At 46.4% G+C, this 22,605-nt stretch carries 19 protein-coding genes; 9 read left to right on the top strand and 10 right to left on the bottom strand.

The features are described from left to right. Positions 1 to 113: 113 nt before the first annotated feature. Positions 114 to 2,939, bottom strand: a complete 2,826-nt coding sequence (locus ABIN22_RS01725; protein WP_118619331.1) for an ATP-binding protein — start codon at positions 2,937 to 2,939, stop codon at positions 114 to 116. A 205-nt stretch (positions 2,940 to 3,144) separates the two neighbouring features. Here ABIN22_RS01725 and ABIN22_RS01720 point away from each other — a divergent pair, with 205 nt between their 5' ends. Continuing rightward, entirely contained in the window at positions 3,145 to 3,654 is a 510-nt protein-coding gene (locus ABIN22_RS01720) for a ferritin (RefSeq protein WP_346906214.1), read from the top strand. A gap of 76 nt (positions 3,655 to 3,730) precedes the next feature. Here ABIN22_RS01720 and ABIN22_RS01715 read toward each other — a convergent pair whose 3' ends face one another. The 5 genes from ABIN22_RS01715 to ABIN22_RS01695 all read right to left on the bottom strand — a co-directional run bounded on the left by ABIN22_RS01715 (position 3,731) and on the right by ABIN22_RS01695 (position 8,693). Then, on the bottom strand, positions 3,731 to 5,797 hold the full coding sequence (locus tag ABIN22_RS01715) for an ATP-binding protein (protein ID WP_346906213.1): 2,067 nt from the start codon (positions 5,795 to 5,797) through the stop codon (positions 3,731 to 3,733). Positions 5,798 to 5,880: 83 nt separating this feature from the next. Beyond that, positions 5,881 to 7,029 carry a DUF4179 domain-containing protein gene (locus tag ABIN22_RS01710; RefSeq protein ID WP_346906212.1) on the bottom strand — a complete coding sequence of 383 codons (1,149 nt, stop codon included), beginning with the start codon at positions 7,027 to 7,029 and terminating at the stop codon, positions 5,881 to 5,883. A gap of 2 nt (positions 7,030 to 7,031) precedes the next feature. Continuing rightward, a complete protein-coding gene (locus ABIN22_RS01705) occupies positions 7,032 to 7,610 on the bottom strand; it encodes a sigma-70 family RNA polymerase sigma factor (RefSeq protein ID WP_346906211.1) in 579 nt (192 codons plus the stop codon). 134 nt (positions 7,611 to 7,744) lie between these two features. Next, a complete protein-coding gene (locus ABIN22_RS01700) occupies positions 7,745 to 8,011 on the bottom strand; it encodes a helix-turn-helix transcriptional regulator (RefSeq protein ID WP_346906210.1) in 267 nt (88 codons plus the stop codon). Between the two features lie 139 nt (positions 8,012 to 8,150). Next, positions 8,151 to 8,693, bottom strand: coding sequence for a TetR/AcrR family transcriptional regulator (locus ABIN22_RS01695; protein ID WP_118619341.1), 543 nt, complete (start codon positions 8,691 to 8,693; stop codon positions 8,151 to 8,153). Positions 8,694 to 8,884: 191 nt separating this feature from the next. Here ABIN22_RS01695 and ABIN22_RS01690 point away from each other — a divergent pair, with 191 nt between their 5' ends. From ABIN22_RS01690 to ABIN22_RS01660, 7 genes are all read left to right on the top strand, one after another. Further along, complete coding sequence (locus tag ABIN22_RS01690; RefSeq protein ID WP_346906209.1) at positions 8,885 to 9,748, top strand: DegV family protein; 864 nt, start codon at positions 8,885 to 8,887, stop codon at positions 9,746 to 9,748. Positions 9,749 to 10,127: 379 nt separating this feature from the next. Continuing rightward, on the top strand, positions 10,128 to 11,909 hold the full coding sequence (locus tag ABIN22_RS01685; RefSeq protein ID WP_109729605.1) for an adenine deaminase: 1,782 nt from the start codon (positions 10,128 to 10,130) through the stop codon (positions 11,907 to 11,909). A gap of 84 nt (positions 11,910 to 11,993) precedes the next feature. Then, positions 11,994 to 13,724, top strand: coding sequence for an adenine deaminase (gene ade, locus ABIN22_RS01680; protein WP_346906621.1), 1,731 nt, complete (start codon positions 11,994 to 11,996; stop codon positions 13,722 to 13,724). A gap of 26 nt (positions 13,725 to 13,750) precedes the next feature. Next, positions 13,751 to 15,316, top strand: coding sequence for a xanthine/uracil/vitamin C permease (locus ABIN22_RS01675; protein WP_118619347.1), 1,566 nt, complete (start codon positions 13,751 to 13,753; stop codon positions 15,314 to 15,316). A 118-nt stretch (positions 15,317 to 15,434) separates the two neighbouring features. After that, positions 15,435 to 16,034 (top strand): TetR/AcrR family transcriptional regulator, encoded by a 600-nt coding sequence (locus ABIN22_RS01670; protein WP_346906208.1) that lies wholly within the window; start codon positions 15,435 to 15,437, stop codon positions 16,032 to 16,034. Continuing rightward, positions 16,024 to 16,467 (top strand): hypothetical protein, encoded by a 444-nt coding sequence (locus ABIN22_RS01665; protein ID WP_118619351.1) that lies wholly within the window; start codon positions 16,024 to 16,026, stop codon positions 16,465 to 16,467. Before ABIN22_RS01670 ends, ABIN22_RS01665 begins: the two co-directional genes overlap by 11 nt. Beyond that, positions 16,439 to 17,098, top strand: coding sequence for a hypothetical protein (locus ABIN22_RS01660; protein WP_109729608.1), 660 nt, complete (start codon positions 16,439 to 16,441; stop codon positions 17,096 to 17,098). The genes ABIN22_RS01665 and ABIN22_RS01660 overlap by 29 nt, the downstream gene beginning before the upstream one ends. A gap of 71 nt (positions 17,099 to 17,169) precedes the next feature. Here the strand turns inward: ABIN22_RS01660 and ABIN22_RS01655 are convergent, their stop codons facing one another. The 3 genes from ABIN22_RS01655 to ABIN22_RS01645 form a co-directional block, all read right to left on the bottom strand. Further along, positions 17,170 to 18,006, bottom strand: coding sequence for an MBL fold metallo-hydrolase (locus ABIN22_RS01655; RefSeq protein WP_346906207.1), 837 nt, complete (start codon positions 18,004 to 18,006; stop codon positions 17,170 to 17,172). A 3-nt stretch (positions 18,007 to 18,009) separates the two neighbouring features. Then, positions 18,010 to 18,300, bottom strand: coding sequence for a DUF1330 domain-containing protein (locus ABIN22_RS01650; RefSeq protein ID WP_118619355.1), 291 nt, complete (start codon positions 18,298 to 18,300; stop codon positions 18,010 to 18,012). 77 nt (positions 18,301 to 18,377) lie between these two features. After that, positions 18,378 to 18,950: a TetR/AcrR family transcriptional regulator gene (locus tag ABIN22_RS01645; protein ID WP_118619357.1), complete on the bottom strand. Its 573-nt coding sequence runs from the start codon at positions 18,948 to 18,950 to the stop codon at positions 18,378 to 18,380. Between the two features lie 224 nt (positions 18,951 to 19,174). Between ABIN22_RS01645 and ABIN22_RS01640 the strand changes: the two genes are divergently transcribed. Continuing rightward, on the top strand, positions 19,175 to 21,586 hold the full coding sequence (locus tag ABIN22_RS01640) for a vWA domain-containing protein (protein WP_346906206.1): 2,412 nt from the start codon (positions 19,175 to 19,177) through the stop codon (positions 21,584 to 21,586). 24 nt (positions 21,587 to 21,610) lie between these two features. On the opposite strand, the gene ABIN22_RS01635 is transcribed toward ABIN22_RS01640, so the two are convergent. Continuing rightward, a complete protein-coding gene (locus ABIN22_RS01635) occupies positions 21,611 to 22,570 on the bottom strand; it encodes a hypothetical protein (RefSeq protein WP_346906205.1) in 960 nt (319 codons plus the stop codon). Positions 22,571 to 22,605: the final 35 nt, after the last annotated feature.

Here is a 22,605-nt window from a genome sequence, read left to right as displayed (position 1 = left end):
GCAGCCTCATAAGTATGTACCCTTTGGGTATATTTTTATCTTACGCGTGTATCGTGGTTATGTCAACTCTTTTATATAGTAATAAATACTACATATCAGATATCGCGTTAATGTCAACGAAGCTGTTCCTGCAGAATCTCCCACAGGTAATGAATATCTACCGGCTTTGGCACGAAGGCTGTCATCCCTGCTTTTTCTGACGCTTCCACATCTTCTTTAAATGTATTGGCCGTCATCGCTATAATCGGGACAGTACGGCTGTCCGGATGGCTGCTCTGTCGAATCTCCTCTGTGGCCCGGAGTCCGTCTTTATTCGGCATTCTGATATCCATAAGTATTGCCTGATACCAGCCTTGAGCACTGTTTTCAAACAGATCAACCGCTTCCTGCCCGTCTGCCGCACGGTCTACCTTTGCCCCTCGCAGTTCCAGCAGTTCCTTTGCAATCTCGGCATTCAGATCGTTATCCTCGGCAAGCAGAATACAGATTCCTGTAAAGTCTTCCGTTTTATCCTGAATCTCTTTTTCTGTACTATCTTTTTTCGTGCCCGCAGGGAACAAAAGTTCAAAGAAGAATCTGGATCCCTCTCCTGCTTCACTCTCCAGCTTCAGCTGTCCGCCCATCGCTTCGACAATATAACTACTGATAGGCAGTCCAAGGCCAGTTCCCTCGCTTTTTGCTGAATTATTGCCAAACTGTTCGAATGATTTAAACACCCTGCCCTGATTTTCTCTCGCAATTCCAACTCCTGTGTCACGGACTTCAAAGAAATATCTGACTTTATCCCCCTGATACCCTTTTTCCTGAATACTCAGTGTGATCATTCCACCAGCCGGGGTAAATTTGAGTGCATTCGCAAGCAGGTTCAGCAGTACCTGACGAAGCCTGACCGCATCCCCAACCAGCGTATCTGTATTTATTTTCAGGCATGGAATAAAACGTATCTCTTTCTGCTCTGCCTGAGGTTCAATCATCTGTATCATTTTGTCCGTGATATCTTTCATAGAGAACTCATCCGGCATAATTTCCATCTTTCCGTTCTCGATCTTGGACATATCGAGAATGTCATTGATGAGTGAGAGCAGATACTGGGAAGATGACCTGATCTTCTGAAGATTTTCCTCCACCGAATCCGGGATTTCGTCCTTCATACAGGTAAGGTCCGATAAGCCTATGATCGCATTCATAGGCGTCCTTATTTCGTGGCTCATCTTAGACAAAAATTCACTCTTTGCACGGCTCTTTGCCTCTGCCCTGGCCAGTTCCCCCTCCATCATGGTTCTTCTCACCTTCGAACGGGCCGCCATAACAACGCCAATCAATATACAGAGTACAAAACTACATAAAATGAAGATAAATGCCACCGGATTCGCATAAATTAATTCCGATAAAGTAAGGGTGCTGCTTCCCATTGAAATTAGATTCTTATCTACAATCGTATTCATATCCTTTAAAGAAATGTTATTGATTGCTTTGTCCAACACACCGAGCAGTATCTTGTCGACCGGACGGTCCATCGCCATACTCACTGCCGTATTGTTATTCACTCTGGATATTGGTACGATATTCGTATAATGATGGTTCTGCATCTCCTGATCCAAATTTGCCGAAAGTCCGTAAACAAAATCAATCTCTCCTTTATTCACTGCTTTCAGCCCTTCATTTATCGAGTCATAATATCTGATATGTTCAACAGGGATATCGTTCGGCATTGTTCTTCCTGCAATGATCCCGCCAGTCATTCCCTGTGCCGGGTAATTTACGGACTTATTCTTAATAATAATACTATTCAGGCTTGTATACGATTTTGTAAGAGCAAGGCCCTCTGCAAAAGCATCCTCATCTGAATCCAGATATGCCCCAAGAATATCCACCTCATCGTTATGGACCAGTTCAAGCGCCTTCTCATACGTTTCTGCATACACAAATGTAAATGGAATGCCGAGGTATTCCGACATACGTTCAAAAATATCGGGAAGAATCCCGTCATGCTCTACCATTCCATTCTCCACGCAGTAAAAAGGATGCCACATCCTTACAACCGCTACCGTGATTTCCTTTTTCTCCCTCAAATATGTAAGTTCTTCTTCCGTCAGCTGAATATCAAAATTATCCACATCCGGAAAGTTTTCTTCATATTTATTGGCAGCAAAGCCCGGATCGGCTTCCTGAATTGCTTCCAGAGCTTCATTCATTTCTCTGAGGATATCCTTATTTTTGATCTGGGTAACAAGGTAGTATGGCTGGGCGGCAAATGATGTAACCGCCCGGAACTCCTCGTCTTTATCCCCGTCATTTCCCAGAAGCAGGTCAACATCACCATTCTTCAGAAATCTGTACAGATTATCCTCCCCCTTCAGTTCCTCCGCTGTGTAATACTTTAAGGTACAGTCCAGATTATTCTGATTCAGGAATTCATTCAGATATGCAATCTTCTCTTTCGCAGACTCATATACACCTATCGTCTTTCCGTTCATGCTTCTCAGATTATAACTCTTGATCTCTTTATCGTCTTTTCTGCATAGAAGAATTGCCCTGCTGTTCCCCATGCTGTACTCAGGGTAAGCAAAATATTCTTCCAGCGACGGAGAATAAAATACACCGCCCATCAGGTCATACTCGCCGTTCAGAAATCCATTCAATGTATCCTCTGCACTGCCCTCATAATATTTGTATTCCCAGTCTGTATATTTGGCAATCTCATTCAGATAATCAACTAACAGGCCATTATAATTGCCATTTTCATCTACCTCACTGATACCTGGTGAATCTGGAAAGGCTACTTTTATCACCCTGCTTACCGGCTGTTCTTTCTCCTGCTCTTTGCCTGACGCAAAGGTATTGATATAAAACAGCTGGCTAATCAGCAGTACTGTCATAATCATTGATAACTGCCGTGTGATTCTCCCCGGCTTTAGTTTTCTCGTAACCTGTCTCATGTATCCTCCCTTATACAGGCAAAATGTACAATCTGCCTGTATGAAACCGAATTTTTATGAATGTCTTCATTATACATGATTGGCGTTTACTTTGCAATTTTTGCCCATATAAAATACTGTATAACTTTTTATTCGGAATCTTATACCGTATAAAATTTCCAATTTAGAAAATACTATCCCAAGAAACATCTTTAAGGAGGCAGTTATGGATAAACAAATTCTGCAGTTAATCAACAGCCAGATCAATTTTGAGTTCTTTTCATCCTATTTATATCTGGCATTTTCAAATTACTATTCAGAGGCAGATCTTGACGGCTTTGAAAACTGGTTCCGCATACAGGCCAGAGAGGAACTGGACCACGCGATACTATTGATCCAATATCTCCACAACAATGACGAAAAAGTTGTTCTCGAGCTGGTCCCCAAGCCTGACTGTAAACTCACATCCCCCGCACAGCCGCTGAAAATGGCGTATGACCATGAGAGACAGGTAACAGCTCGTTTTAACCGTATTTATGAGGCTGCATTTAAAAAGAAAGACTTCCGGACGACCCAGGTGCTTGAATGGTTCATTAAAGAACAGGGTGAAGAAGAGAAATCTGTCAGCGAACTGATAGCAAAAATGAAACTGTTTGGAAACGATACAAAATGTCTCTATGAACTGAATCAGGAGTTCGCCGCCAGAGTCTATACCGCCCCGTCACTGATATTATAGACGGATATATCTCCATACAGAAAAAGAGGCAGAGAATAAACCCCCGCCCCTTTCAGAAATCTTATGTATCTTCCCGTTATAGTTCCTCTTTGTGAAAAACCACCCGTTCCAATGTAGTCAACAGGCGCTGGTAATCTATTGGTTTGGAGATATGGTCATCCATGCCGGCTGCCAGCGCTTTTGCCACGTCTTCTGCAAACGCATTGGCAGTCAGGGCAATGATTGGTATTGTTCTGCCGTCCGGATGACTGCTTCTGCGAATCTCCCTCGCAGCCGTACAGCCGTCCATGACAGGCATCTGCAGATCCATCAGGACTGCCTTGTAAGTCCCCTGTTCTGACAGGCGGAAGTTTTCCAGCGCCTGTGCCCCATCGTCTGCACAATCAATCTGAAACCCTGCTTCTTCCAGCAATGTTCTGGCAATCTCCTGATTCAACGCATTATCTTCAACAAGAAGAAGGCGCATCCCTTTCATTTCCTCCCTACAGCCGGCATTTTTCACGACCGGACTGCCTTTCTTATGCTCACTGCCTTCGTCTCCCGGTTCTGTGCTTTTAGATATTCCCTTTTCCCCGTCTGCAATCTTCAAGTTCAAAGTTACCGTAAACCTGCTGCCGCGGTTCTCTTCGCTTTCCACCTGAATATTGCCCTGCATCGCTTCTACAATCCCCTGTGCAATAGACATGCCAAGCCCGGTTCCCTGAATATTCCGGCTCCGTACGCTCTCGGCCCGTGAGAACGGTACAAATATATAATCTTTAAAGCTTTCCGGCATTCCGATCCCATTATCCTCTACGATAAATACAAAACGCCCGTTGTCCTGCGTTCCCGCGGACAGTTCGTGCACCTCCAGCCGGATCTTCCCGCCCTTTGGCGTGTATTTGACTGCATTGTTGCACAGGTTCAGCAGTACCTGCCTGATTCTGAGTTCATCCCCCTTAAGATGGTTGTGGATGATTCCATCTATCTTGATATGGACATCCTGCTCTTTCTCAGCAGCCTCCGTCCGGATAATTGTATCTACCTCCTGAATCATCTTGTCCAGATAAAATGGTTTCTGCGCCAGCTCCACCTTCCCTTTCTCAATCTTTGACATATCCAGAACCTCGTTGATCAGCTTTAACAGATGACTGCTGGAGGAACTGATCTTCTCCAGACAGTCTCTCACTTTTTCCGGATCCTCTGCATGTGATGCTGCAATGGAGGTCATGCCGATAATCGCATTCATGGGAGTCCTGATGTCGTGTGACATCTGTGCAAGGAAGTTGCTTTTTGCTTCATTCGCCTTTTTCGCTGTCTCATATGCCGCAAGCAGGGCATTCTGGTTCTGCTCTTCCTGCCTCATCTCGTCCAGTTTCTGCTCATGGATATTCATATTGGCGAAGATTACTTTTGTAAGTACGCCATCCTCCATTTCCTCAATACTGAAACGGGCCCGCACCCACTGCGGCCCCTCCGGATAGATTCTTCTGTAATCTACATCATATGCCGGCTGTTCCGATGACAGCATTTTCTTCAGAAATTGGGGACTGCCTGCCCGTTTCATCTTCTCCTGGTCATCCGGCCAGACATATTCCTGTATGAATTTGTCATAATACATTTTAAGGCTGCCTGCAGGGAATTCCTCCCTGCGCTGCTGGTCCTCCTGCCAGACAGCCTCCTCAATATCATGTTCCAAATCAAACACATAGACAGAATAATAACTGCTGCAAAGCTTGGTTAGTATCCCGGCTTTTCTCTCAGCCTCCTGCTTTAGCATAATAGTATCCGTTATATTCTGGTGGTATCCCCTCAGACAGACTCCGGGGCCATATCCGGCATCTCTCACGCCGCCGCACCGTACATAGATCTTCCCCCACTTCGGGTGGTTCCATGAATACTGGACTTCTGCCCTCTCATCCGCTTTCATACGCTCTACAACATCATGTACGACAGGATAGCACTCTTCTTCTATCCTGCCGTACCAGCCCTGATAGCATTCTTCCGGAGAAGGAGCCTCATCATACCCTAACAGCTCCAGCATAGAGCTGTCTGCATACATCCTTGGCGGCCTGCCTTCGTCAAGTTCAATCGCCCATAATCCAGTCTGTGCCTGACACAGCACTTCCTGTACTTTTTCAATATCTTTAAAATGTTCTAACATAACCGGCATATCCTTTCGGCTTTGGATATTATAAAATTTATTCTGTACCTATCTTATCATAAGCCAGGCCGGATTGCTATGCTTTACTCAACAGAAAATGGGATCTCCGCAATCATTCTCGGTCCACCGTTTTCATCGGGTTCCCCGTTTTTATCATACATCTGAAGTACAAAATCGTTCGCATCGGAATGGTCAAACGTTATATACCTGACCTCTGTACCGTCATCGTTCTTTATAATCTTTTCTGACTCATCCTGTACCCTGTTTCCCTGCGTATCCATCAGAACTACTGCCGGATTCTTCGGTTCCCACTCAGCCGGAATATGAAGGATCATATGGGCATTACTCGGTGTCAGTGTAACCTCTTCCACGACAAATCCGTTGTTTTCGGCTTCCGGTTTTGCCGTCCTGTTCTGTGATGTATCGGAAGAAGCCTTGAACTGCAGCTTCCACGAGCCTTCCACGCATTTGTATCCAACCCTTTCATAATTCTTAATCTCCTCATGATATGGTTCGTCAAACTTCTGCGCCCCCACTGCCCCGATATCCATGCTTACCGTCACATCCTCCGGGAACTTCCCTGCTTCAATATTCATGGCCGGAACTCGGACCAGGGCTACAAACAGGCCCTCCTCAGATTTGGCCGGTGACAGGGTATACGTGGAACACGTTTCCTCACCATTCACATACAGCCATGCAAAAAAAGCAATCGGGTCCCCGTCTCTGTAGCAGAGCAGGTTCAACTGGTCAGCAGCATTCAGTTCCTCATCCCCGGTCTGGAGGGACAGGGTAAAATACAAGTCATACCCGTCGCAGTATGCATCCGATACAGTCATCGTAATTCCCTGGTCCTCGGCCACATTCGTCGGGTCCTTGACTGGTTCCGAATGTTTTGCAATGTTCTCATAGGCAGTCTTATCCTTTTCCGGATAGGGATGGTTATCCCGTATTTCCTGAATCCTTCCAAATAGATCACCGAGGATCGGAATATCCTTTGCCAGCGCGGGATTTACAAAGAAAACACCTGTCAGGACAAGCACCATGCATGCCGCCGCTGCCGCAACCCCCAGTTTTCTGTAAAGTCTCTTTTTACTCCGGCTGCGGAGCAATTTCATCCGTACCTCGTCTTTCCTGATCTTATCGTACGCTTCGTCCAGACTGTCATTTACAATCTCAGGAATCTTGACATCTTCCTGCAGAGTCTCTTTAATGCTAATATCAGAATTTCCCATTTCTAAACCTCCATTCCATAGGCTGACGACGGGTTCTCTTTCAGGTAGAGCTTCTTGAAGCAGATTCTCCCTCTCGACAGTCTTGTTTTTACAGTATTCTCATTCATATCCAGTATGGCACCGATTTCTTTGATACTGAATCCCTCCACATAATACAAAAGCAGGACAATGCGGTACTGTTCTTCCAATTCATTTAAAAGCTTCAGGAATTCCCGTCCCGAAGTATCGACCTGTGCCCCCTCCAATTCCGGATGTTCTTCTATCGGTACCATCTTTCCACGCTCCTTTAATATGCGGTTACAGTGGTTAATCAAAATCCTCGTCAGCCATGTCTTAAAATACTTTGGCTCCCGCAGACCCTTAAGATTCTCGTAACTGCTGAGAACGGTATCCTGGATCGCATCCGCTGCATCTGCATCGTTCTTCAGCATGCTGATGGCAATTTTATATAAAGTCTGCTTATGCTCTTCCATTAAAGTTATGAACGCTTCTTTATCACCAGACTGCGCTTTCTTTACCAGATTCGTCACCTTTGCACTCCCCCTTGTCTTCGAATCCAACAATTTGATTCTGTTTTTCATGCATCCTCAATCGATTGATACCTATTAGATAAAAAAGAACAGCAAAAAGTTTCAGAAAAAAAGAACACTTTTTCTAAACAAAGTGTCCTTCACGCCATATCCCCTGATTTTACTGTCGAACGGTAAACTGCCCCCTAATCGGGCTGACTGCCGGTAAGAGGGGGATCTGCCTTTTTGGTGCAGCCTTTCCCTGACTTTTTTCTTCCGGCTATCTCATCCAGAGTCACATCAAAAATATCTGCAATGGTTATTAGTTCATAGATATCCGGTATTCTCTTCCCAATCTCATAATTAGACAGTGTCTGTCTCTTCATGCTTAACTGCTGTGCCAGCTGTTCCTGTGTCATATTGTGTTCTTTTCTGAGAGTCCTGATATTATGCCCAATGGTATTCTTTGTCATATTCCTACCTCTTTATTTCTACCTCACTGATCCAAGTTTACAGGAATGACAGATGCAAAAAACGCATCTGCTGATAGACCAATCATACAGTTTTATACCGGTAATAGCAATGCATTTTTACATATTAAAATCGTTATTTTCAGTTTGCAGGCTCTGCATAAATCCGGTACAGGATCCGGGCCATTTCTTCGGGTGATTCTTTCGCACCGTTCTCAGACCAGGATATATAAAGGTTGTAAAGAGCGCCTGTAAATGCCTGTAGTGCATAATAGTGTTCAATTCCGTCTCCCGGCCTGTACCATGTTTCAACCACGTACCTGCCGACGGATTCCAGAAATGTGTGGCCAAGCCCGCTCTGGAACAGGCTTTCTAAAAATAATCTGTGCTGCCGGAAATATGAAAAGCAGTGGATTAAATTTTCCAGATCATAATAGTTTCCTTTTTGGAACAGATTTTTCACGTCATCTCTGTAATCATCCAGTATATCATCCAGATAAACAGTAAATATCTCCTCTTTCGACTGGTAGTTCCGGTAATAAGTCATTCTGGAAACGCCCGCTTTTTCTGTAAGTTCTGATACAGATACGGCGGACAATGGTTTTTCTTTTAAAAGCTGCATAAGTGCGGTGACCATACACTCTCTTGCAAGCTGGTTTGCCTGATTTTTTCTTTGCCTTTTCATGAACAAAACCCTTTCTTTTGTAACAGTTAACAGTTGTATGATTGAATTTAATGCTTAAAAATGTTACAATTTGTCACACTTGATTATATCCATAGAACAAATAAATAGCAAGCATATAATCTCAGCGTAACCCGCTGCTGTTTAAGCTTATTGGAAAAGCGTACTTTTAAAAAGAAGGAGGGTTTTCAACTATGAAAACAGCCGTTATCACGGACAGCAACAGCGGCATTAAGAAGCAGGAAGCAAAAGAACTTGGCATTTTCCTGATTCCAATGCCTGTCATCATAGACGGAACAGTCCGTTATGAAGAAACGGATCTAACACAGGAAGAATTCTACCAGAGTCTTACCAATGGTAAAAGTGTCACTACCTCACAGCCGTCTCCGGGAGATGTCATGGACCTCTGGGATCGCGTACTTGCACAGGGCTATGACTGCCTTGTCTATATCCCGATGTCCAGCGGCCTAAGCCAGTCCTGCCACACAGCGCTGGCTCTTTCCGAAGATTATGGTGGTAAGGTCCAGGTTGTTGATAACCACAGGATTTCTGTCACAATGAGGGAATCCGTGCTCGAAGCAAAACAGATGGCCGGTCAGGGTGCTTCTGCTTTGGAAATCAAGGAACGTCTGGAGGCCAGTGCATACCAGTCCACGATCTATCTGGCTGTTGACACTCTGGAATTCCTTTTAAAGGGCGGCAGGATTACACCTGCTGCGGCGGCGCTCGGCACCGTGCTGAACATCAAGCCGATCTTAAGTATTCAGGGCGAGCGGCTGGATGCATTTGCCAAAGTCCGGGGCATGAAAAAGAGTAAAAAGAAAATCATAGAAGCGCTGAAGGATGACCTGTCAAACCGATTCCACAATCCAGATATGGAAAAAGTCCGGATCGGGGCTGCCGGCTCCCATCTGGCTGAAGAAGAGGCTCTCGACTGGAAGCGCACACTGGAAGAGGCATTTCCGGGAGCATACGTGTATTACGATCCCCTCTCGCTGAGCATCGGCTGCCATACCGGCCCTGGAGCGTTCGGAGTGGGGATGAGCATCCTCTCGTAACCGTTTCTGTAAAAGAATATTCACATCATAAAAGAACTGGCCTGCACCTGTCATAACAGACAGGTGCCGGACCAGTCTTTTTTTGTACTGTTTTCCATTTAATTTCATATTTTTTACAGTTTTGTACAAAAATAACTGTACTGATATTATGATGTCGGAGTCAACTTATAAGCTGTCTTAATATCCAGTTATAATAAAATAATAGGAAAGCCCCGTATTCTCATTTTAGGAAGGATATGATATGATTAATTTAATTTCATATTGTAAATTCTTCAAGATACATTTGCAGGACGGGAAACCTGTTTAGCCGCCTTTGCGGCCGATGTATCTTTTTTATTATTCAAAAACCAAACTGGTTTCACATGAAGGAGGAACAAACATGGAGAGAACAATTGCAAACCTGAAAGAAATGATCCGTGCAGGAAGGGGGATTATCCCGGCTGATACTGTTGTGAAGGGCGGTAATCTGGTCAATGTAATGACGAGTGAGATCTACCCTGCCGATGTCGCAATCTATAAAGATATGATTGCCGCTGTCGGTGATGTATCCGATTATACCGGACCCGGTACAAAAATCATCGACGCAGAGGGAAAGTACCTCGTGCCGGGACTTATCGACGGACATATCCACAGTGAATGCAGCAAGCTGAGCATTACAAGTTTTGCAAAGGCTGTCGTACCCTGCGGGACAACAAGCATGATTTCTGGTCTTGACGAATACATTTCCGTATCCGGTCTGGAAGGCTTAAAGGAAGTTCTGGCTGAAGTAAAACAGAGCCCGCTGAAGGTGTTCTGGGGAGCGCCTTACAAGACGCCTTACACAATACCGGAATCTACCGTTTCTTTTAACTTCACAAAAGAAGTTCATGAAGAGGTTCAGCAGTGGCCGGAATGCTTCGGTGTGTGGGAGACAGTCCGGGAATTTCTGCAGGAAGAGGATGAGAACACACTGGGTGCCATCGAACAGGCATTCAAAAACCGTCTCCCGGTATTCGGCTGTGCACCTATGGCAAGAGGAAATGACTTAAACGGCTATCTGTGCGGCGGAGTACGTCTGGACCACGAAAGCTACGACCATGAAGAAGTGGTTGAGAAGATGAGAAAAGGAATGCACATGCTGATCCGTGAATCATCTGTTACACATTTCCTGGCCGAAAATATCCGCGCAGTGACAGAGGTAAATCCTTACATGGCACGCCGCGTCAGCTTCTGTACCGATGATGTGACCGCAACAGATGTTCTGGAAAAGGGACACCTCGACAATGTTGTACGTCTTGCAATTGCAGCCGGTGTGGAACCGATGACAGCAATCCAGATGGGTACGATCAACAGTGCGGAAGCTTACCGCATCGATCATCTGGTAGGTTCCATCTCTCCGGGAAGAATCGCGGATATCCTGCTGGTCGACAGCCCGGAAGAATTCCATGTTGAGACAGTTATCACGAATGGGCAGCTGGTGGCACAGAATAAGAAGCTTACCTATGATCTGAAGGCTCCGGAAAGAAGCACAGTCCTCAAGAGTGAATTGAAGTGCCAGAAAACAACAAAAGCAGATTTTGAATACAGAGTAGACATGATAAACGGAACAGCAGATGTTCTGGCAATGGATGTACAGGGACCTTTCGTCCGTAAGAGAAGGGACGTTGTTCTCAATGTGGAGGACGGAATCATTCTTCCTGATCCTGAACAGGATGTTGCCCTGGTATCTGTCCTCGAACGATTCGGGCGAAACGGCAACCGCTCCCTCGCGTTCTGCTCCGGCTGGAATTTAAAGAGAGGCGCGATGGCATCCTCTGCCGCACCGGATGATAATAACCTGATTGTGATGGGTGTGAATCCGGAGGATATGTCCCTCGCCGTAAATTATCTGATCGAACAGGGCGGCGGACAGGTTGTTGTCGCTGACGGCGAAATCATCGAGTTTTTGCCGCTCCCGGTAGGCGGAATTGCAAGTGATGAAGAACCGGAAGTAATTGCCGCACAGGAAAAGAAACTGAACAAAGCTGCACAGGACCTTGGCTCCACACTGCCTGAACCACTGATGTACATGTTCTTCCTGCCGATCACGGCAATCCCGGATTATGCAATCACTGATGTCGGGCCGGTAGATTATACGAACCTCACTACCTTCGATCCTGTTATAAAGCTAAACGAACAATAAAAGGAAAATACAAATGTAACTGTTCATACTCCAATGAACCGTTACATACAAGCAATATATAAGGAGGGATTTTTTATGAGCAACATGAGTAAAGAAAGTCTGAAGAAACTGATTGAGGTAGCTTCCGGGAGAATGCCGGCAGATACGGTAATTAAAAACTGTAAAGTTGTGGATGTTTATAACGGCGGAATCGTTGATGGGGATATCGCCCTGTGTGACGGTTTGATTGCAGGTGTCGGTAAATATGAAGGAAAAGAAGTCATCGACGCAGAAGGAAAATATGCCGCACCCGGATTTATTGACAGCCATATCCACATCGAATCTTCTTATGTAAGTCCGGAAGAAATCGGACGCCTTCTTGTGCCCCACGGCGGTACGACAATTATCGCCGACCCTCACGAGATTGTAAATGTATGCGGGATACGCGGGATGAACTATATGCTTGAAGCCTCCGAACAGACTGCCCTGGATATCAAATACATGCTTCCTTCCTGTGTGCCTGCAACTCCGTTCGAGCATTCAGGAGCAAATATAGACGCGGAAGCAATGAAAGAGCCTATCCGGGACGAAAGAGTCCTTGGCCTTGGCGAATATATGAACTATCCGGGACTCATCGGCGGAAGTGAAAGTGACCTTGATAAGATCATGACCGCAAAGGAAACCGGCAAGCTGATCGACGGACACAGCCCGGGAATCTCCGGAAATGACCTGAATGCCTATGCGGCCGCCCTCGTGCATACGGACCACGAATGCTCCACCGTGGAAGAAATGACAGACCGTATATCCCGCGGATTGTACGTGCTCTTAAGACAGGGCTCGGCATGCCACAATCTGCGGCCGCTGCTCAAAGGACTCACCCCGATGAACAGCAGGCGCTGCCTGCTCTGTTCCGATGACCGCCAGCCAAAGACCATTCTCGAGCTGGGACATCTTGACAACCATTTGAGTATCTGTGTAGAAGAAGGTGTGGATGCAATCACGGCAATCCGCATGGCAAGCTTAAATGCCGCCGAATGCTTCCGCCTGTATGACAGGGGCGCAATCGCACCCGGCCTGCGCGCAGACATTGTCCTGCTTGACAACCTGAAGGACTTTAATGTGAAAAAAGTCTGGATCGAAGGAAAGCTGGCTGCCCAGGACGGCGAGTACCTGCTTCCGGTTGAGAAGTGTGACATCACGCCGGTCAAAGGAAGTTTTCATGTAAAAGATTTTTCAAAAGACAAATTAAAGATGCACCTGAAATCAGGCCATGTCCATGTCATTGATATCCTTCCGGGCGGAGTTGTGACCGGAAAAGGGATCGCGGATGTACAGCTGGACGAGTCCGGCGACTTTGTCAGAAATCCTGACGTGGATATCGTAAAAGTTGCCGTAGTCGAGCGCCATCAGGAAACAGGAAATGTAGCTCCGGCGCTTCTGAGAGGCTACGGGCTAAAAGAAGGCGCTGTTGCATTATCTGTTGCCCATGATTCGCACAATATCATTGTTGTAGGTGTATCGGACGAGGATATGGTGTACGCGGTCGAACAGCTTATTGCACAGAACGGCGGAATTATTCTTGTAAAAGACGGCGAAGTCATCGAATCCATGCCGATGCCGTTAGGCGGCCTGATGAGTGACCAGAGCGGCGAATGGGTTGACAAAAAGCTGACCCTGATTCACGATGCTGCTTATGAAAAGCTTGGAATCTGCTCAGAAGTAGAGCCTGTCATGACACTCTGCTTCATGTCACTAGCTGTCATACCTGAACTGAAACTGACAGATATGGGATTATTTGATGTAACGAAGTTCGAATTTGTCTCCGTGGAGGCATAAGAGGAATATGGAGGATACTTAGAGAGATGGGAGAAAAAAAGGCACTCGTGCCCTTGTTTCAAAGAGGTGATTTTGGTGGAATGGCTTATTCCATCACCAATAATATTGTAAACTACCTGATTGTTATCGCTACCTTATCCGGCGTTCTCGGCTGGCCGGATGAGATTGTATATGGCCGTGTCATTCCGGGGATGTCTATCGGGCTGATGCTCAGCGGCTTATATTATGCATTTATGGCACTGAAACTTTCCAAAAAGGAAGGCCGCCCGGATGTGACGGCACTTCCTTCCGGAGTTTCAACCCCGGCAATGTTCGTTATGCTTTATGGTGTCATCATGCCCCTTCATTATGCGCTGGAAGACCCGTACCTTGCATGGTCCGCTGCAATTGCTGCCTGCTTCATCGGCGGCGCCGTTGAATTCTGCGGTGGTGTCATCGGTCCCTGGATGAAGAAGCGTATCCCGAGGGCTGCCCTTCTTGGAACCGTAGCAGGAATCGGATTTATCTGGATGGCAACACAGGGTGTATTCGATGTATTCAGTGATCCTGTGATCGGAATGCCAATCCTGATCGTCGCTATGATCGGTGTATTCGGCGGTTACCTGTTCCCGAAGAAGATCCCGCCGCTTGTTGTCGCAATCGTGGGCGGTATCGTTTATGCTTTCTGTCTTGGAAGAACACATATCGACTTCAGCGGAATCGGCTTTTATTTCCCGAATCCGGTAAATGGGATCCAGCATCTTCTGAGCGGATTCGCAGTCGTTGCGCCTTACCTGACAATCGTGATTCCGATTGAAATATATAACTTTATTGAAACAATGGACAACGTGGAAGCCGCCAACGCAGCCGGCGATAACTACAACGTCCGCGAGGCACAGTTCGCCGATGGGATCTGTACCATGATTTCCGCCATCTTCGGCGGGGTTGTCCCGAATACTGTATGGCTCGGGCATGCCGGACTGAAGAAAGCAAAAGCCGGTATCGGCTACTCCGTCGTTTCCGGCCTTGTACTTGGATTCGCCGGACTGCTCGGACTCTTTACTTTCTTAAGTAACCTCGTTCCACCTGCTGTCTGTGCCATCACCTATCTCTGGTGTGCGATCGTCATGGTCTGTCAGGCTTTCAAGGATTGTGACAAGAAGCACTACGCTGCTGTCGGGATTGCAATGGTTCCGCCGGTTGCGGACTATTTGTTTACACAGATCACAGGAGCAGTCGGACTTGCCGATATCTGGACAGAGACTCTTCCGATCGGATATGCAGGCTATACACCGGATGTCTCCCAGTCACTGATCGATGCAGGTGTCATGTGGAACGGCGTTGCGGCAGTAAAACCGGGGGCCATTATCATCGGTATATTACTGGGAACCATGACGGCCTTCATTATCGATAAGCAGCTGAACCGGGTGGCAGTCACGGCACTTGTCGGAGCTGTGCTCTCACTGTTTGGATTCATTCACAGTGCCGCTCTCGGAATCTATCCGAAATCTCCGTTCATGATGGGATATCTGATTATGGCAGGCTTATGCTTTATCCTGCATCTGGGCAGGAATAAATGGTTCAAGGCGCCGGATGACTTTGATTACGTCTGATGTCATTAAAAAGAAGGATTTCATTTCCGTGAAGTCCTTCTTTTTTATATGTTATTGTTTGACAAGTCCGGATAAGAGTACTATAATGAACATTGTTCATATTAAGGAGGTGCACTGTATGAATACGATTGTAACTTCACGTGAGGCCATCCTGGCCGAGAGCCGGAAACTTGTAATGGAAAAAGGAATAGATTCTGTCAATATGCGGTCGGTTGCCGCCGCCTGCAATGTAGCTGTCGGGTCGATATACAATTATTTTCCATCCAAGGCGGACCTGATCAGTGCGGCTGTGGAAGACGTCTGGAAAGATATTTTCCATATGTCCGGAGAGTCCATGAAGTTTGAACATTTTACAGACTGTCTTGCCTGGCTCTATGAAAGGATTCTAAAAGGATGTGAGCAGTATCCCGGATTTTTCACACTGCATTCCGTCAGTTTTGCCGCCGAGGATAAAAGCAGCGGCCGGAGGATGATGGAAAAGTATTTTGCACATATCAGACAGAACCTTCTGCATGTTTTGGCAGCAGATCCTCTTGTCCGGGAAGATGCTTTTGATGACCAGCTGAGTGCCGGGCAGTTTGTGGATATGATTTTTACCCTGCTTACTTCCCTGCTTCTCCAGAACCAGAAGTGCTGTGAACCCCTTTTGGTGGTTGCTGCACGCTGTATCTATGAATATAATATAGAATCCAATGAAGGAGGTTTTTATGAAGATTAATAAGATAAAGCTGCTCCTGCTTGCTGCGCTTGTATGGGTAGCTGCCGGGTTTAATATCCTGCGTATCGGGATTATTTCTTACCAGAGCCATGTAACCGTTATAAATATTCTCATTTCTGCCGCTGTATTCCTTGTTTTCTGGTTCATGGTTTTTGGCAGGCTTGTAAAAAAGCACACCAGCAGGATTGTCAGCTATGAAGAAGAAAAACAGTTCTTCCTAAAGTTTTTTGACGTCAAGTCATTCCTTATCATGGCATTTATGATGACATTCGGGATAGGTCTGCGTGTGTCCGGTATCTGCCCGGATGTGTTTATCGCAGTCTTCTACTCGGGACTGGGCGCCGCCCTCACATTAGCCGGTGTCCTGTTCGGATATCATTTTATTAAGAAAGGAAAAGAAAAAAATGCAGGCTATTATGGAAACACTATTTGATGCTGTATATCTGGTCACAGTCATTACTGTGGGGATCCTGATGATCCGGAAAAGTGCAGGGAGGAAACAGTACCTCCTGTTTGGCATTATGGCTGTCACTTTAGGTGCCGGGGATGCTTTCCATCTCGTGCCCCGGGCTTACGCACTTTGTACTGCGGGACTCGAACACTATACGGCTGCACTCGGGGTCGGGAAACTGATCACGTCTGTCACAATGACCGTCTTTTACATTCTGCTGTACTATGTATGGCGTCTGCGCTATCATGTAAAGGATCAGAAAGAGGTGACTGTGGCAGTCTTCCTTCTTTCTGCCGTCCGTATCATTCTCTGTCTGTTCCCGCAAAACAAATGGACCAGCGCCGATGCACCACTAAGCTGGGGCATCTATCGGAACATCCCGTTTGCACTGCTTGGAATCCTCGTAATCGTCCTGTTCTACAAAGCGGCAAAGGAACAGCATGACCATGCGTTCCGCTTCATGTGGCTGACGATTGTATTAAGTTTTGCGTTTTACATTCCGGTTGTACTGTTTGCAGACACAATCCCTGCGCTTGGAATGCTCATGATTCCAAAGACATGCGCCTATGTGTGGACCGTCCTGATCGGATACTTTGACATGAAGTCTCAGTAAATCTCACCCTCTGGAAAAACTCACTACATGTATATATGGCCTGCCGCTGCTTATGAACGGCAGGCCATCCTTTATTCTGATTCCAGACAGGCTTTGATGCTTCTTAGAAACAGGGGATTTACCGCCATATCCTTCCAACCCATTCGATTCCCTGTGGCTTCTGCCAATTCTTTCTCTGATATCTCCGGATATTTGCAATGTACATCCCGCACGCAATCCTCTAATTTTCGCAGCAATGTTTCTGCTGCAGATACCTTCTGGCTAAATTCCTGCTCTCCGTATACATGATCCCATGCCGGACAACAATACCGGGTACCGCTGAGATTTCCCAGCCGCTCCAGCGTACTTCTGCTCTTGTCCAACTCTGTAAAAATAGGAAACTCATCCTGTACAGGTATTGCATCTCCACAGAACAGTACCCCCTTTTCCTTCAATAGGTAAGATACAGACCCATTGGAATGTCCCTTTGAATCCAGAACCTGAAAAGTAATCCCATCCTCCAAAAAAATGCAGTCATTATCCCTTACGGTTTCATCTACAGAAACAGCTTCATTTACCAATGTATAAAAACCTGGGATCGGACGCTCCTGAAATTGTAAATCAATATCCTCTGTCCACCTTTTCGCCTCTTCTGAGGCATACACCTTACAGCCGGAATTATTTTGAACAGCGGCTGCCCCACCGATATGGTCCGGGTGTGCGTGTGTCAGAAAAATGGCTTTTATTTCTGTCATATCACGCCCGATATCTCTCATATACCTTGCAATGACCTTTTCACTCCCTGCCACTCCTGAATCAATCAGACAGCATGACTGACCGGTAACCAGATATACATATGCATATCTTTTCACAGTCTCTGTAATCTGAAAATCAACTCTGATCTGATGTACATTTCTGCATACTTCCATCTCTTATCCCTCCATAATAATTGCTCTTGAATCTACAGAATTCTCCCTTTTGACTGCGATTTTTCTATATTCCTCTGACTGGAAACAGGATTCAAGCTGTTCTCTCGTGTCCCACTCGATGATAATAAATCTCTCTGGCTTCCACTTACCTGTTAAAGGCTGTATCTTTTCTGTACGTACCAGATAACGCCCTTCATACTTTTCTACTATCGGTCTTACACTACGGATATAATCGTCATACTCCCCTCTTCCTTTTTGACTGTCAATATAAGTTTCAGCTACAAAATAAACCATAATACCCTCCTTTCTATGCAAGTGTTCACTTGCATAGTAATTATAAAAGAATGGTGCCTTTTTAAGCACCATTAGCTTTACGAAATTCCCTGTACAAATACATGCACACTTTCGCGTATATACTTCTCTTTCTCAAGTTCCGTAAGCTGTTTCCCAAAGGATGCATCCAGAAAAACGAAGCCGAAATTCATAGATAAAAACATCATAGAAAGGCTCTCACAATCCACATCCGGAAGCTTTCCATCTGCCTTCATCTCCTGAAAATACCTGACCAGCACATTCTTAAACAGCTGGGGCACTTTTAAAATTCCCTCCGATGTATCCTGATACAGCTCGGGTACGCGAAGCCCAAGTGATACCTTTACCATGCGCGGCGTCACTTTTCTCATATATACCTCTGCAAAATGCAGCAGGTCCTTTTCCAGACTGCCCTCATACTTAAAATCTGCTTCCTTCAGACAGGGATTCCATTCCGGCAGTGTCATGGCAGAAAGCACGATCTCCTTCTTGCCCTTAAACTTCCTGAATATCGTGCATTCGTTCACCCCTGCACGGAATGCAATGTCCTTTGTAGTCGTGGAGGGATAGCTGCGCTCCATAATCAATGACATAGCTGCATCTATGATCTTAAGCTGTGTTTCATCAAGCATAGCTGCCTTCCCCCTTTATGCAAGTGTTTACTTGCATCATAGCATTTTTCTTTCTGATTGTCAAATCAAGTACCCATTTCGTCGTTATTCATATACTAATTAAGAACAAGCTGCATTTTGCCGCCTCACGGCGGCGGATCGGAGATCTTATGCCTGAAACAAAAATCCCATGCCCATACCAGGGCCCTGGTAAACAAAACCCCGTCTCCATTGGAGGCTATGATATGATACGTTTAACCGGTGATCCGTCTGATCCCGATTACTGGAATACCTCCGGACTGACATCCGTTTATGATGCCGGACACGATAAAGGCAGCGGAGGCATCCTTACCTTTCATGACCTGCTGCGCATTTCAAAGGGGGCCATTGGTGACTGCTCTGCTACTGTCACACTAGATATCGAAGCCAGTCCCCCTGTCTACTCTTATTATCCTCCCCACTCTCTGGATGTGGTTTTTGTACTTGACGTCACTGCCAGTATGATGTCGGGAAAAAGCAGGAAAATGGCACTGGCAAAGCGGGCGCTTATCCAGACTATCCAATTACTCTGGGAACAAAACAAAGAAACCCGCATCACCATTGTTCCCTATGCGCGGGATGCCTACATTCCCAATCCCTTTGGCGGACTCTCATACAATTATCTGGGAACACTTTTCACATGGCGCCGTTCAACCACCAGCGGCAACTATATTGGCCAGATTCTGGGATACCGCAACGGCTCTTTTGTTTCGACTACAGATATCCCCGCCTATATGGCACAGTCTGAGCCATTAGCTGCCAGCGCCAATCTGAGCCTGTACAATTATTATAACTATTACAAAATCCAGTACTCTGACATTTACAATGAAGATGGCTCTGCACGGCCTGATACAGTGCTGGCGGGTTACCTCAGCACGGTCTATGCACAGAATCCATCTGCATACAACGGAAACCTTATAGAATCAGTTGCCTCCGGTGCCCCGCTTACTTCAGAGCAGCTTCCTTACAGCATGAACGACACCGGCTATGAGAATAATACGATACTGGAAAATCTGATCTGGGCCATCCCTTATGGGGAAGACACAAACACACAGGCTGGATTAAACGAAGCCTGTACACTTTTCAAAACTCCGGGATTTGCACAGTCCGATGATATACTGCGCCGGGCTGTCATACTGATCACTGACGGGCAGGCAAACCGTTCCATCAATCCCAGTTATCCGGATATATATGCAGCACCGGGAAGTACGGACAGTGATTTCCTCCCCGATATTCCGGGCGGGATATGGAAATACTTCCTTTATCTTAAACAGACTGTTCCAAACCTGATTTCAGAGGTTGCCAGCCGCTCTGCCAACAATGATGAACTGCTGCTTGCCATGCAGCGTGCCTATGAGACTGCCGTGGAAATCAAATCGCCTTCCGGCGGCAATGCTTCCCTGTTTGTCCTTGGTATCGAAATTGATGCACAGTCCCCGGGGCCGTACACAAGAGAGGACGTTCTGGATATTCTGCGTACAATTGCCACTACGGGTTCCTACCTGCATGAGGCCGCCGAAGACAGCTCACAGAATCCTATTATTGAAGAACTGAAGCGCCTTGCACGTAATCTGTTAATTCTTACCGGAAGTCTTCAGGTTACGGTCACTGATTCCATTAACACCGCACTTTTCGAATATGTTCCCGGTTCACTCCGAATCTTCGGAACGCAGGATACATTAAAATTAAAATCTGTCAGTGCCCCCAATATTACGGACCCCTCGGACCCTGAGTATACTGTCTATCAAAAACCGGCCCTGCTGCCCGATATCAGTGACCAGAATGTCCAGGACGGTATTATTACCATAAACCTTGGGGACCTGCCCTACGCTCCCGCTGCACCGGAAAGCAGGACCCACATCCGGCTGACCTATCATATCCGTGCAAAAGGGGCGGCCCACGGATCACACCTGCATACAAACAAGGATTCCGAAACTGCCGTGTCCTTCCTTGAGCCAAACCATCTGACAGCCGACTCTCCACTGCTTACTTATGATAATCCGCTGCGCACACTGCACTTCCCTACTCCTATAGTATCCTGTAACGCAGACTATACGATTGAAAAATATGCCGGGACTGCCACGGATGATGTATTCTATAAATCCATTTCCGTCACAGCCTGCCAGACCGTTTATTACCGTTTTGAAGTACACAATTATACGGACTCTGATGCAGTGTTCCCGCTTCTGTATGATGTCAGAGGGGTTCAGACCATAGAAGAGGCCCGTTCAAACCCTGACCGTCTCATCATCGCTGAAAATTTCACTGTGCCCGCCCAGAGTACGGTCGAATTTACGGCCGGCTACAAAACCTCCTGCGGTGAGGGTACTGTCTCTGATTTCGCGGTGCTGGAAACAGGAGACACTTATCTCTACGACAATGCCTCCGTGATCGTACATGATGACACTGCTTATTATACCGTAGAGTATCTGGATAAATGTACGGGACAGCGTATTTGCCCAGACCTGCTCGTTACAGATGTGGCTGCCTGTTCGGTCATCTCAGCACACGACCATATCCGGTGCCTCCCATGCTGGAAATTCGTCTGTGCCATACCGTATCATCTTCATTTGTGCGAAGGGGAAAATATACTGAAACTTTACTATGTTCCCTGCTAATTGCTATATCGTAACAACTGCCCCCTAAACGGGGGCAGATATTCTTCCAAAATTCCGTAAAAACAACATGATATCAATAGCTTTGACACCCATCCACCAGTTTTCACTGATCGCGAATTCCTTCGCATACTTTTCTCCCAAATTAAACCAGTTCCATGTAATATTCCAGACTCCACCCGGATTCCTCGTCTCCACCAGATAATCCAGTTCTTTTTCCACGATCTCCTCATTTCCCTTATAGAAAGGACTTTCAGTGGACGGGATGAATTCTGACGGTCTTGGTGTATACCCGGCCCATTTCTCAGGATTTCTCTCTATCCTCTGATTCACAGCCGCAGCCATCTTTTCCATCAGGCTGCCGCATTCAAAGGAGTCTGCAAGGCCTGTTCTCATAATCTCTCCCAACAGGGCCAGTACACCTCCGGCACCCATTTCACCTAAATCCTCTGTATCCGATACCTTTTCCAAAATCTGCTTTGTATATCCCGCAGCTTTCTGGAACAACGCAGAATCCCTGTCTGCATATCCGAGTACAAACGCACACAGCGTTGCAGTCAGTCCTAAATCCTGCACCCGGTTGCTTTCCTCACTGTAACTCCACCAGGGTGCATGCGCATATAAATCATTGGACGGTACTGAAAAATGCCACCCTGTTTCATCACTATGTACACCGCTGTCAAGATAACGCAGAATCCCCTGTACTACAGGATGTGCGGCCCCTTCATTATCCAAAAAGCCGATCCCTCTTAAGATACCGGTAACTACTACCGCACTATACGGTGCCGATTCCGGGTTCCAAATATCAGGCTCTATGGTACTGCTAAAGCCCCCGTCTTCATTCTGATAACAGGCAAGCGCCTGAACGACCTCTTCTCTGCTCCCGCCCTCAAAATGAAATTTCCACAGAGCCAGTTCCAGCTCCCTTGCATTTCTATGCATCCATGTGCGTACTTCCTGATACGCCTTTTGATCAAGTGTTTTCAATGCCGTTTCCTCCATTTGTCTTTTAGATGTGATCA

The sequence above is a fragment of the Faecalicatena orotica genome (assembly GCF_905197545.1).
GTDB classification, from domain to species: domain Bacteria; phylum Bacillota; class Clostridia; order Lachnospirales; family Lachnospiraceae; genus Faecalicatena_A; species Faecalicatena_A orotica.
Note: the sequence above shows the minus strand (reverse complement) of the source record. Positions and strands in the feature narration are given on the sequence as shown.